An 11,764-nucleotide genomic window follows, 5' to 3' on the forward strand; every position below is an offset into this window, starting at 1 on the left:
CGGCATGGACGACCAGCAGTAAGGGAACTATGTGAAGCGAAGCAGTCCGCTGTCACCGCTGTTGCTGGGAGCCTTCGGGTTCCTGGCCCTGAACTTCCACCCGGTTGCCCAGGCAGCCGATGATATAGACCCCCACCTGCGCCAGATCGGGCCATCTCTATTACGCGATGCGCCCGAGGCGGTGCCCGCCCGCCCGCCCATCGGCATGGCCCCGGTCGCCAGTGGCGAACGGCTGAGCCTTACCGACGCGGTGCTGCAGGCAGCGCAATGGCACCCGAGCATCGCTGAGGCCATCGGCAACCTTTACAAGCAGGGCGAAGGCATCAACGTCGCCCGTGCGGGGTACTACCCACAGATTTCCGGCGGTATCCGCACCGGTTATGACACCGGTTATGGCGGCGACCGCAATAGCCAGGCCCTGAACCTGTCGCTCAAGCAAATGCTCTATGATTTCGGCAAGGTCGACAGCGCCGTCAGTGCGGCCCAGGCTGCTGCCGCCCGCGCCCAGGCCAATATCCTGCTGGTGGTCGACGATCTGGCCCGCGACACAGCCTATGCCTGGATCGAAACCCGCCGCTACGAGCAACTGATGACGATTGCCCGCGACCAGATTCGCGGCGTGGGCGACATTGCCGGCATGGCCCGTCAGCGTAGCGACATGGGCGCCAGCACCCGTTCCGACGTGGTGCAGGCCGAGTCCCGCGTGGAAAGCGCCCGTGCCACCCTGGAGGAGTACCAGTCACAGTACGAGCGCTGGCGCTCGACCCTGGCGGCGCTGATGGGCCGCGTTACCCCTCCGGCACTGGCCGAGGGCTCACCCGCCGAGCTGAACCAGGCCTGCAAGCGCCCTGCACAGGGTGATGACCGCCTGCCCGCCGTGCTGATGGCCTTGGCCCAGCGCGCACAGGGCCAGGCCGAGCTGGCCCAGGCCAAAGCGGAGGCCTACCCCACCCTGTCGCTGCAACCGCAGGTCAATCATTACCTGGACGACGACTACAACCGCGATAACGCACGGCTGGACCGCACCCAGGCGGGCATCTACCTGAACGTCGAAGTCCCCATCTACCAAGGGGGCTCCATCAGCGCCCGTACCCGCGCGGCCAGCCACGCGCTGACCGCCGCCGACTCCGCCGAGGACGCCGCACGCCTGCAGGCGCGTCGGGGCCTGGCCGAGGCCATGGCGCAAACCTCCGGGCTGGGCCGCCGGCTGACCTCGCTGGAAGCACGCCAGGCCAGCATTCAGGAGGCACGCATGCTCTACGGGCGTCAGTACCTGGACCTGGGCACACGGCCACTGCTCGACCTGCTCAACGCCGAGCAGGAGATCTACCAGTCACGCTTCGAACTTGCCGGCACCCGCTCCGACCTGCTGCGCCTGGATGTCGACTGCCTGTACAACACCGGTGCCCTGCGCACGGCCTTTGGCCTTGAGGGGCGCAACCTGCAAGGTGTGGAGATCCAGCCATGAGTGATTCGATCGATGTGACCCTGCCCAACCAGGCGCCCGCGCCGGAGCAGGCCGCCGCGCACCGGCCAGACCTTGGCCCCTGGCTTGAGGTGATATTGCAGGTGGCGCACCACTACCGCCTGGACGTATCACCCCAGCGTATTCGCCTGGCCGCTGTGGAGGATGCCCGCCCGTTGAATGAAATCCTCCGCCACATGGCACGTCAGGCGGGGCTGGCACTGCGCTTCGTGCACTTCGATGCCAAGGGCCTGCGGCAATGGCGCACGCCGCTGGTGCTGGAGCTGGACGACGGGCAGTTGGCGGTGGTCGAGTCGGTGACCGAAGAGGATGACCTGGCGGTAGTGTTTGCCGGTGACCAGGGCCTGACTTCGCGCCTGCCCCGCGACACCCTGAAGGGCCGCATCAACCGCGTTGCCCTGCTGCGCCCGGCCCGGCCACTGCGCGATGTGCGCACCGACGACTACACCGCGCCTTACGACCGCCACTGGTTCGCCCGCATCGTACTGCGTGACCTGCGTCCCTATGGGCAGGTAATGGTCGCGTCACTGGTGGCCAACGTGCTGGCGCTGGCGGGCGTGCTGTTCTCGATGCAGGTGTACGACCGAGTGATACCGGCCGAATCCCTGCCCACCCTCTACGTCCTGTTCGGCGGTGTGGTGTTGGCACTGGTGTTCGACTTCAGCATGCGCCTGCTGCGGCTAAAGGTGACCGACCTGCTCGGCAAGCGCGCCGACCTGCGGGTGAGCGACCTGGTGTACGGCCATGCCCTGCGCCTGCGCAACTCGGTGCGGCCGAAATCCACCGGCTCGTTCATCTCGCAATTGCGCGAGCTGGAATCGATCCGCGACCTGATCACGTCCAGCACCGCTACGGTGCTGGCCGACCTACCGTTCTTCCTGCTGTTCCTGTTCGTGTTCTGGCTGATCGGCGGCGTACTGGTGTTCATCCCGCTGGTCGCGCTGCTGGCCATGGTGTTGCCTGGGTTGCTTGCACAACGGCGTCTGGCACGGTTGGCTAACGCCTCGATGCGTGAGTCGGCGCTGCGCAACGCCATGCTGGTGGAAAGCATCCAGGGCCTGGACGAAATCAAGGCACTGCAGGCAGAGGCACGCTTCGAACGACAGTGGAACCAGTACAACGCGGCCTGCGCACACACCAACCTGCGCCTGCGCACCCTCACCAACGGCCTGGTGACCTGGACGCAGAACGTGCAAGGCGCAGTGTTTGCCGTGGTAATCGTGATCGGCGCCCCCATGGTCATCGCCGGCGACCTCACGACAGGTAGCCTGGTGGCGGCATCCATGCTTTCGTCGCGAATGATGGCACCGCTGGCCCAGCTGACCCATGTGCTGACCCGCTGGCAGCAGGCCAAGGTCGCGCTGCAAGGCCTGGACAAGCTGATGCAGTCGCCGGTCGACCACCCCGAAGGCGAAGCCCGCGTGCACCTGCCGGCGATTCACGGCGAGTACCGCCTGCGCCAGGCCAACTTCCGCTACAGCGAAGAGTACCCGCCAGTGCTGAACATTGGCCGGCTGGATATCCAGCCGGGCGAGCGCATTGCCGTGCTGGGCCGCAACGGCGCCGGTAAATCAACCTTGCTGCAGGCGCTGGGCGGGGCCATGGACCTGGTACAGGGCGAGATCAGCCTGGACGGCATCGCAATGGCCCACCTCGACCCGGCTGACCTGCGCCGTGACGTCGGCCTGCTGCCGCAGTACGCGAGGCTGTTCCACGGCACCCTGCGGGAAAACCTCACCCTCGGCGCCGGCCAGGCCAGCGACCAGGAACTGGTGGCCGCGCTGGCCGCCACTGGCGCACTGGACTTCGTCCGCCGCCTGCCCAAGGGCATGGACCACTTGATCCTCGAAGGAGGCCTGGGCTTGTCTGGCGGTCAGCGCCAAGCCTTGGTGCTGTCGCGCTTACTGGTACGCCAGCCGCAGGTGCTGCTGCTGGACGAGCCGACCGCGTCACTTGACGACATGACCGAGCGCAAGCTGCTGGATAACCTGGAGCGCTTCTGTCAGGGCCGTACACTGGTGATCGCAACCCATCGCCTGAGCGTTCTGCAGCGGGTCGATCGGATCCTGGTGCTGGACGCCGGGCGTATTGTCATCGATGACACGCGCGATGCCGCGCTGGCCAAACTGCAAGGAGCCCAGGCATGAGCGACCATGAACTTCCAGCCTCCTACCTGGACGGGCAGGACGACCAGGCGGTATTCCGTGCCGGCCGCCTGATCACCCTGTGCGCGTTGATGCTGGCGGCGTTCCTGGCCTGGGCGGCCTGGTTCGAGGTGACCGAGGTGTCCACCGGCACAGGCAAGGTCATCCCCAGTTCGCGAGAGCAGGTAATCCAATCGTTCGAGGGCGGTATCGTCGCGCAGATGAGCGTGGCCGAAGGCGACTTGGTCGAGCGCGGCCAGGTGCTGGCCCAGCTCGACCCCACCAAGACGGCGTCGAGCGTTGGTGAAAGCGAAGCCAAGTACCGCGCTGCCAGGGCCAGCCAGGCCCGCCTGCAGGCAGAGGTGACCGGCAAGCCACTGACCTTTCCGGCGAGCCTGCGCGACTCTCCTGACCTGATCGATGCCGAAACCGCGCTGTACCAGACCCGCCGCCGCGGCCTGGAACAGACCCTGGCGGGTATTCAGGACTCGTTGCAGCTGGTGCGCAGCGAGCTGAAGATCACCGAGAGCCTGGCGAAGATGGGTGCCTCCAGCCGGGTCGAAGTGATCCGCCTGAACCGCCAGCGTTCCGAGCTGGAACTCAAGGCCAACGAGGCGCGCTCGGACTATCTGGTGCGCGCCCGGGAAGAACTGGCCAAGGCCAGCGCCGAAGCGGACGCCCTGTCGGAAGTGATCCGCGGGCGCAGCGACTCACTTACCCGCCTGACCTTGCGTTCGCCGGTGCGCGGCATTGTGAAGGACATCGAGGTCAACACCCTGGGTGGCGTGGTGCAGCCCGGTGGCCAGGTGATGAAGATCGTGCCGATGGACGAACGCCTGCTGATCGAAACCCGCATCGCGCCACGGGACATCGCCTTCATTCACCCCGAGCAGGCGGCCAAGGTCAAGATCAGTGCCTATGACTACTCGGTGTACGGCGGGCTGGACGGCAAGGTGGTGGGCATCTCGCCGGATACCCTGCAGGACGAGGTCAAACCGGAAATCTACTACTACCGCGTGTTCATACGCACCGAACAGGACAGCTTGCAGAACAAGGCCGGCAAGCGCTTTGCGATCGTGCCAGGGATGATTGCCACGGTGGATATCCGAACGGGCGAGAAAACCATCCTCGATTACCTGATCAAGCCGCTGAACCGGGCCAAGGAAGCCCTGCGCGAACGCTGATCCAGGCGTTTACACACATCACTTGTGTGTGGGCATACCCGCTCCCACAGGGTCCCAAGCATTGCTGGGTTCTGCGCAAAATGTCTAAAGCCCGACCAAAACAGGCCGATAACCAGTTATCCCCCTGCACCCCACCGAAGGTCACCATGGCCACGCAAAATGCCCGCGCGGATTCGCTATCCCTGCTGCTGTTCACCCTGCGCAGCGGCAAGCTGATGGCAATCAACCTGCTCAAGGTCAGCGAGATCATCCCCTGCCCGCCGCTGACCAAGCTGCCCGAGTCGCACCCCCACGTAAAAGGCGTGGCAACCCTGCGCGGCCACTCGCTGTCGGTCATCGACCTGTCCCGCGCCATCGGCGAACAACCACTGGCCGACCCACAGGGTGGCTGCCTGATCGTTACCGAGATCAGCCGTTCGCGCCAAGGCCTGCATGTACAGGCGGTCAGCCGCATCGTGCATTGCCTGAGCACCGACATCAAACCGCCGCCCTACGCCTCGGGCACCCGCTCGTTCATCACCGGCGTGACGCGCGTCGACAACACCCTGGTGCAGGTGCTGGACATCGAAAAAGTCATACACGCCATCGCCCCGCCCGTCGCCGAGCCAGCACACGGCACCTTGAACGAAGAAGATGCCAGCCTGCTGGCCGCGGCCAATATCCTGGTGGTGGACGACAGCCAGGTGGCCTTGCAGCAGTCGGTGCACACCCTGCGCAACCTCGGTATCGAATGCCACACTGCGCGCAGCGCCAAAGACGCCATCAACGTGCTGCTGGAACTGCAAGGCACCGCGCAGGAGATCAACATCATCGTCTCCGACATCGAAATGAGCGAAATGGACGGCTACGCCTTCACCCGCACGTTGCGTGAAACCCCTGACTTCCAGCACCTGTACGTGCTGTTGCACACCTCGCTGGACAGTGCCATGAGCAGTGAAAAGGCGACCCAGGCCGGGGCCAATGCCATCCTTACCAAGTTCTCCTCGCCAGAACTGACCGATTGTCTGGTGGTGGCCGCGCGTACCGTGGTGTTCGCCGAGCACTGATATATTCAGCGACAAACTCCCCGGCTGGCCGCCGGGGGTGACTCGGGCATAATTCGCGCCCCTCGCAAGAAAATTGCCGGAATCACATATGAAGCTTCTCAGCGCTATCCTGATCAGCTGTGCCCTCTTCAGCGGTATTGCCCAGGCCTCCAGTAGTCGGGCCTGGAACGAGCAGCGCCAGCAGATGCTCAAGGCCTGCCTGACCGCCAGCCAGTTCAAGGACGCCCATGCCCGCGGCAAGCCCGCCGAGTTCGATGACCAGGCAGGCATGAGTGCCCTGCTGATCGAAGGCGTCTATCCACAAAAGCATATGCAGCAGCGCACCGGCACCGAGCTGTGCCTGTACGACCGCCAGCACCAGCGTGCCTTCGTCAGCGAATGGAGCCCGGAAGCCAAGTGACCGACAGCTTACGTTTCGGCTGTACCGGCTGCGGCAAATGCTGCACCGGCCACCATGTGCCACTGACGCTGGCCGAAGCTCGTCGCTGGGCGGACGATGCCGGCCAGGTGGTGGTATTGATCGAGGCCTTCGTCGTGGACGGCCCTGGCATGCCGCTGGAGCAGCGTGACCATGTGCTGCGACGCTCCCATCCGGTGAATTGCGGCGAGGGCGAGGCACGTATCTCGGTGACCTTTGCTGCATTCAACCCCGGACGTTGCCGTAACCTCGACGCCAACGACCTCTGCACCATCTATGAGCATCGCCCGCTGGTCTGTCGCATCTATCCGGTAGAAATCAACCCACATATTCCACTGCGGCCAGACAGCAAGGACTGCCCTCCGGAGGCCTGGCAACAGGGGCCGGAGCTGATTCACGGCACGCAACTGGTCGATGTGGAACTGCAGGCGCTGGTACAGGCTTCGCGCCAGGCCGACCGTGATGACATTGCGGCCAAGGTGGCGGTGTGCCAGGCATTGGGCATGACTACCAGTGCGCTCAAGGGTAACGGGTTTACCGCTTACTTGCCGGACATGGGGGCGTTTGCTGCGGCGCTGGCGCAGGTGCCGGGGAATGAAGGGGCGCAGTGGACCTTGCATGTGCAGGATGAAGCGCTGACGGCGAGCTTGCAGGCACTGGGTTTGCGCACGACCCATGAAACCCCGGTGTATTACGCCTTTATCGGTTTCTAGCCTGACCACTTTGCCCTGGGCGGCGCACTGTGCAGGTGCTCTAGCACGGGACTTTCGCCGAAAGTCCCATTATTTCACCCAACGATCGTTACCTTTTGCGCAACAGTGCTTATCGCACTTCGCTCTGTTTCGAGTGCACTGAAAGGACTAACTTTACCCCTGTCCTCATTAGCACTTGCACCGCAAGAAGGTAGTTTCAAATGTCCAACAGTATGGGTATTGCCAGCGTCTTCGTCCTGTCTTCCCTGTTGTTGTCGCCACTGGCCATGGCCGAAGAATCCCCGGCTTTCGTTGCCCGTAATGCAGAGCTCGCGGCGGTCCATCAAGAGGCCCGTGACGCTGTAGCCGCAAATAAATCCGACACCGTAAAAGACGCGAAACAGACAGCTTCCAAAGTCACCGTCGACACCAGTGCCGACAGCTGATCAAACGCTGTCACTGCTCCTGTTTTCCCTTGGCTACGCCATGGGCACCTCCGGTGCCGATATGTTAGCCTTTTAAAGGCCGCTGCCAATCAGCGGCTTTTTTTATGTGCTTCAACTCTCAGCCTGGTTGTAACGTCCACCTATAAAAAAGATGCACATTCAAAAATAAAAACTGCCCCACCGTCAGACCAAAGGAGCTAGTACCGGTGCCTTCCGCGTTTCGCTTTACCCCGCTTTTCATTGCGTTGACTGCAACGATCCCTTTCGCCGCTCAGGCAGATGAAGACAAGGCTGATGGCTTCATCGAAGGTTCGTCGTTCAACCTGCATTTCCGTAATGCCTACTTCAACCGCGACAACCATAACGCCGGCGTGCGCGACACCCGCGAGTGGGGCCAGGGCGCGGTGGCACGCTTCGAGTCGGGCTACACCCCCGGTGTGGTCGGTTTCGGCCTGGACGCCCATGCCATGCTGGGCCTGAAGCTCGACGGCGGTGGCGGCCATGCCGGCACCAGCATCCTGCCCGAGCACATCAAGGACGACGGCGAGCTGGGCGCAGCCCCGCACTCGTTTTCCACTGCCGGTGCCGCGGTCAAGCTGAAAGCCTTCGACACCGAGCTGAAAGCCGGGGACCTGTTCCTCACCAACCCGGTGATCGCCGGCGGTGAAACCCGCATGCTGCCGCAGACTTTCCGTGGTGTGAGCCTGACCAACACCAGCATCGACGGCCTGTTGCTCGAAGGCGGCCAGGTCAGCTTCACCCACCCGTACAACCAGAGCGGCCACCGCCGCATCGACACCTACTACGGGTCACTGGACGAGCACGACAAGAGCAAGCACCTGAACTGGGCCGGCGCGTCGTGGAGCGGTACCGAGCACATCACCGCCAACCTGTACACCGCCGAGCTGAAGGACATCTGGAACCAGTACTACGCGGACTTCGACTACACCTATGTGGTCAATGACCTGGTCAGCCTGAATCCGGGCGTGCACTTCTATCACACCCAGGACACCGGCAAGGCCCTGCTAGGCAAGATCGACAACAACACCTACAGCGTGCACTTCACCGTCAACGCCGGCTTCCACAGCGTCACCGCCGCCTACCAGCGAGTGAACGGCAACACGCCATTCGACTACATCAACCTGGGCGACAGTGTGTACCTGGACAACTCGCGCATGTACTCGGACTTCAACGCGCCGAACGAGCGCTCGTGGAAACTGCAGTACGGCTATGACTTCGCCGGTGTCGGCGTGCCTGGTTTGAGCACCTCGCTGTCGTATTCGCGCGGTGAGGCCGACCTGACCAAGGCCACTCAGGACACTACTCACTACGACTACTACCGCGAAGATGGCAAGAACGCCATGCACTGGGAACGCGACCTGGACGTGAAATACGTGTTCCAGGAAGGTGACCTCAAGGACCTGTCGGTGCTGGTGCGCTATGCCACCCACCGCGGCAGCCAAGGTTATGCGTCGATCGACAGCAACAGCGACAACGATGAAGTGCGGGTAATCGTCGACTACCCACTGAACGTGTTCTGATCTTGCGCTGCAAGCATCGCCTATAACCCTGTGAGAGCGGGTTCACCCGCGAAGAAGGCACCGCGGTGTTGGGCACCGGCTGCGCCGATGTTCGCGGGTAAACCCGCTCCTACAACGGCCTGTGTCCATTCCCCGGTGTGTGTCCCACCGCAGATCAGTGTTGTAGGAGCGGGTTTACCCGCGAATACGGTAGTGGCGGCAACGGTGAACGGCGGGTGGAGATTGGCCAGCAGGGCCGGCCTCTTCGCGGGTAAACCCGCTCCTACACGACGGCCAATCGAAAAGTACGGTACACCGTGCTTCCGTCGGACAAATCTTGTCCGACAATGCCCGCTTCCCTAGAATATTGCCGCCGCGAATGGTCCTGCCCACGCAGTAGCGAGCATGCCCACCCAGTCCCCGCGTTTCGCAGTCTACAGGTCGCACCCCGAGCTGATCCTCAACCTGGGCAGTTGCCTTGCCGTGCTCGCCATCGTGGCCATCGTCAGCTACCTGCTTGCTCGCGAGCGCGAAAGTGTCGAGCAGTCGGCGGTGCGCTCGTCGAACAACATCGTCCAGCTGATCGAAAGCGACATCCTGCGCAACGTCGAACTCTACGACCAGTCACTGCAAGGCCTGATCTGGGCCGTCGGGCGCAAGGAACTGCCGGAGGTCCCCGGTCCGATACGCCAGCGCCTGCTGTTCAATGAAGCCTTCATCGACCGCAAGCGCGGTGACGTGCTGTGGCTGGACAAGCAAGGCAATGTCGTCGGCGACTCCACCAGCAGCGTGCCACGCAAGGCCAACTTCGGTCACACCGGGGTGTTCAAGGCTCACCAGCAGAATGCCAACCTCGGTTTGCTGGTGGGCCCCCCTTTCAAGGCCAAGCTCGGCGACCTGGACTGGTGTATCAGCTTCAGCCGGCGCATCTCCGGCCCCAATGGCGAGTTCGCCGGGTTGGCAGCGGGTGCGCTGCGCCTGTCGTACATCAGTGAATTGTTCCAACGCCTGGACATTGGCCACGACAGCAGCATCAACCTGTTCAATACCGACGGGCAGTTACTTGTCCGCCAGCCCTACCGCGCGCAGGACCCACTGATTGGAACCTCCTACACCGAACGGCCCAATTTCAAGCGCATCATCGCTGAACAGAGCGGTAACTTCACCGCCCGCTCCGACATCAACGGCAAACTCCGCATGTTCACCTTCGCCCGAGTCGCGCAGTTGCCCCTGATCGTGCTGGTGGTGCACTCGGCCGACGAGGTGTTCGAGTCCTGGCGCCGTACCGCCATTGTCGTCAGCGTCGCCACCGGCGCTCTGTGCGTGGGCATTCTCTGGCTGACGTTGCTGCTGGGCCGCGAACTGCGCCGCCGCCACGAAGCAGAAGAAGACCTGGCCATGCTCGCTTCCACCGATAGCCTGACTGGCCTGGCCAACCGCCGCAAGCTGGACCATGTGCTACGCCAGGAATGGGCCCGCGCCCAACGTAACCGTAAGCCGCTGGCGATATTGATGGTGGATGTGGACCACTTCAAGGCATTCAACCAGCGCCATGGCCACGCCGGTGGCGACCATGCCTTGCGCGAGGTGGCCCGGGCCATCGAAGCATGCATTCGCCGCCCGGCGGACCTGGCCGCGCGTTACGGTGGGGAGGAGTTTCAGGTGGTGCTGCCGGAAACCGATCTGGCCGGGGCCCAGCTACTGGCTGAACGCATCCGCGCCAGCGTCGAGGCGCTGGCGCCGTTTGCGGATGATGCTCACGCCGTGACCGTGAGCATCGGTATCGGTCTGTCCGGCACCCAGCAGGACCTTGGCAGGCTGCTGGGTGCTGCGGACGAAGCGCTCTACCGGGCCAAGGCCAATGGCCGCAATCGGGTAGAGGGCCCGCTCGATTAGGAGCGGGCGCGAGCGGCGTTGCGCAGGGCCTTGACCTGGTCATGGTTGCGCTGCACGCCTTGCAGCTGCTTCTCCACCAGGCTGTAGGTCATGTCGCTGGCAGTGCGGCCCAGTTTCACCAGTTTCTCACGGGCTTCCTTGTAGGCCTTGAGGGCGTGGTCCTCGCCACGTTCCACCTCGTTCAGCACCGCCTCCTCGTCCTTGCCGGTGACCATCGACTTGAGGTTGACCCAGCCGCGGTGAAGGTCGCCACTGATGCTGGTGGAGGTTTCCGGGTCGCCGCCCAAGCGACGGACTTCGCCCTGCAATTCACTGGCAGCGCTGGCGCACTCACCCGCGCGCTGGACGAAGAACGCTTTCAGCTCGGGGTTCTTCACATCATCGGCCGAAGCCTTGAAACCTTTCTCGCCATCCTTGCTGTACTCGATCAGGTCGTTGAGTACGTCGATCACGTCTTTGTTGGGGTTGCTCATGGTCGAACTCCTTGGCAGGTGATAGTCCTCTAGGGAAATGCAGCGTTCGTGCCACGCTTAACACAAAAATAAATTTCTTTTTATTCAATGACTTACATACAAGAGACGACAGCTGGTAACGGCGTTCTGCATGATTGCCGCTTGGGGCTTCGTGCAGATTGCAGTATGGTCGGCGCCTTTCCACAGCCAGGTGCGCGCAGATGAAGCCGGAAACCCTCGAACTACTGGTGACCCGCAGCATGCCGTTCGGCAAGTACCAGGGGAGAATCATTGCGGATCTGCCGGGGGACTACCTGGCGTGGTTTGCGCGCAAGGGCTTTCCGGCAGGGGAACTGGGTGGGTTGCTGGCGTTGATGCATGAGATCGATCACAACGGGCTGGGTGATCTGCTGGTGCCGTTGCGGCAGAAGCATCGCCGTTGAAAGGCCAACGCGGGCTCTGTGGGAGCGGCCTTGTGTC

General features: G+C 63.1%; 11 protein-coding genes. 10 read left to right on the forward strand and 1 reads right to left on the reverse strand.

Annotation, left to right across the window (positions count from 1 at the left end):
• Positions 1–31: 31 nt before the first annotated feature.
• The 9 genes from ACF8RA_RS00400 to ACF8RA_RS00440 all read left to right on the forward strand — a co-directional run bounded on the left by ACF8RA_RS00400 (position 32) and on the right by ACF8RA_RS00440 (position 10,832).
• Entirely contained in the window at positions 32–1,468 is a 1,437-nt protein-coding gene (locus ACF8RA_RS00400) for a TolC family outer membrane protein (protein WP_176685705.1), read from the forward strand.
• Entirely contained in the window at positions 1,465–3,633 is a 2,169-nt protein-coding gene (locus tag ACF8RA_RS00405; protein WP_339444567.1) for a type I secretion system permease/ATPase, read from the forward strand. Before ACF8RA_RS00400 ends, ACF8RA_RS00405 begins: the two co-directional genes overlap by 4 nt.
• Entirely contained in the window at positions 3,630–4,814 is a 1,185-nt protein-coding gene (locus ACF8RA_RS00410) for an HlyD family type I secretion periplasmic adaptor subunit (RefSeq protein ID WP_209967968.1), read from the forward strand. Before ACF8RA_RS00405 ends, ACF8RA_RS00410 begins: the two co-directional genes overlap by 4 nt.
• Positions 4,815–4,960: 146 nt before the next feature.
• Positions 4,961–5,860, forward strand: a complete 900-nt coding sequence (locus ACF8RA_RS00415) for a chemotaxis protein (RefSeq protein WP_021781736.1) — start codon at positions 4,961–4,963, stop codon at positions 5,858–5,860.
• A gap of 88 nt (positions 5,861–5,948) precedes the next feature.
• Positions 5,949–6,260, forward strand: a complete 312-nt coding sequence (locus ACF8RA_RS00420) for a hypothetical protein (protein ID WP_176685702.1) — start codon at positions 5,949–5,951, stop codon at positions 6,258–6,260.
• Positions 6,257–6,991, forward strand: a complete 735-nt coding sequence (locus ACF8RA_RS00425; RefSeq protein WP_392518668.1) for a YkgJ family cysteine cluster protein — start codon at positions 6,257–6,259, stop codon at positions 6,989–6,991. The genes ACF8RA_RS00420 and ACF8RA_RS00425 overlap by 4 nt, the downstream gene beginning before the upstream one ends.
• Before the next feature lie 200 nt (positions 6,992–7,191).
• Entirely contained in the window at positions 7,192–7,416 is a 225-nt protein-coding gene (locus ACF8RA_RS00430; RefSeq protein WP_176685700.1) for a hypothetical protein, read from the forward strand.
• A gap of 206 nt (positions 7,417–7,622) precedes the next feature.
• Positions 7,623–8,957: an OprD family porin gene (locus ACF8RA_RS00435; RefSeq protein WP_392518669.1), complete on the forward strand. Its 1,335-nt coding sequence runs from the start codon at positions 7,623–7,625 to the stop codon at positions 8,955–8,957.
• Between the two features lie 384 nt (positions 8,958–9,341).
• The gene (locus ACF8RA_RS00440) at positions 9,342–10,832 is read left to right on the forward strand and encodes a sensor domain-containing diguanylate cyclase (protein WP_392518670.1); all 1,491 of its coding nucleotides are present in this window, start codon (positions 9,342–9,344) and stop codon (positions 10,830–10,832) included.
• On the opposite strand, the gene ACF8RA_RS00445 is transcribed toward ACF8RA_RS00440, so the two are convergent.
• Positions 10,829–11,305 carry a PA2169 family four-helix-bundle protein gene (locus ACF8RA_RS00445; protein WP_176685006.1) on the reverse strand — a complete coding sequence of 159 codons (477 nt, stop codon included), beginning with the start codon at positions 11,303–11,305 and terminating at the stop codon, positions 10,829–10,831. The genes ACF8RA_RS00440 and ACF8RA_RS00445 overlap by 4 nt on opposite strands.
• 200 nt (positions 11,306–11,505) lie before the next feature.
• Here ACF8RA_RS00445 and ACF8RA_RS00450 point away from each other — a divergent pair, with 200 nt between their 5' ends.
• A complete protein-coding gene (locus ACF8RA_RS00450; protein WP_003247308.1) occupies positions 11,506–11,727 on the forward strand; it encodes a DUF3820 family protein in 222 nt (73 codons plus the stop codon).
• Positions 11,728–11,764 lie beyond the last annotated feature (37 nt).

This window comes from Pseudomonas sp. FYR_5 (assembly GCF_043106315.1).
Classification (GTDB): Bacteria; Pseudomonadota; Gammaproteobacteria; order Pseudomonadales; family Pseudomonadaceae; genus Aquipseudomonas; species Aquipseudomonas putida_Y.

Coding starts and splice junctions, on each gene's coding strand:
- ACF8RA_RS00405 (WP_339444567.1), top strand. CDS start 1,465: ATGAGTGATTCGATCGATGTGACCCTGCCCAACCAGGCGCCCGCGCCG.
- ACF8RA_RS00410 (WP_209967968.1), top strand. CDS start 3,630: ATGAGCGACCATGAACTTCCAGCCTCCTACCTGGACGGGCAGGACGAC.
- ACF8RA_RS00415 (WP_021781736.1), top strand. CDS start 4,961: ATGGCCACGCAAAATGCCCGCGCGGATTCGCTATCCCTGCTGCTGTTC.
- ACF8RA_RS00420 (WP_176685702.1), top strand. CDS start 5,949: ATGAAGCTTCTCAGCGCTATCCTGATCAGCTGTGCCCTCTTCAGCGGT.
- ACF8RA_RS00430 (WP_176685700.1), top strand. CDS start 7,192: ATGTCCAACAGTATGGGTATTGCCAGCGTCTTCGTCCTGTCTTCCCTG.
- ACF8RA_RS00440 (WP_392518670.1), top strand. CDS start 9,342: ATGCCCACCCAGTCCCCGCGTTTCGCAGTCTACAGGTCGCACCCCGAG.
- ACF8RA_RS00445 (WP_176685006.1), bottom strand. CDS start 11,305: ATGAGCAACCCCAACAAAGACGTGATCGACGTACTCAACGACCTGATC.
- ACF8RA_RS00450 (WP_003247308.1), top strand. CDS start 11,506: ATGAAGCCGGAAACCCTCGAACTACTGGTGACCCGCAGCATGCCGTTC.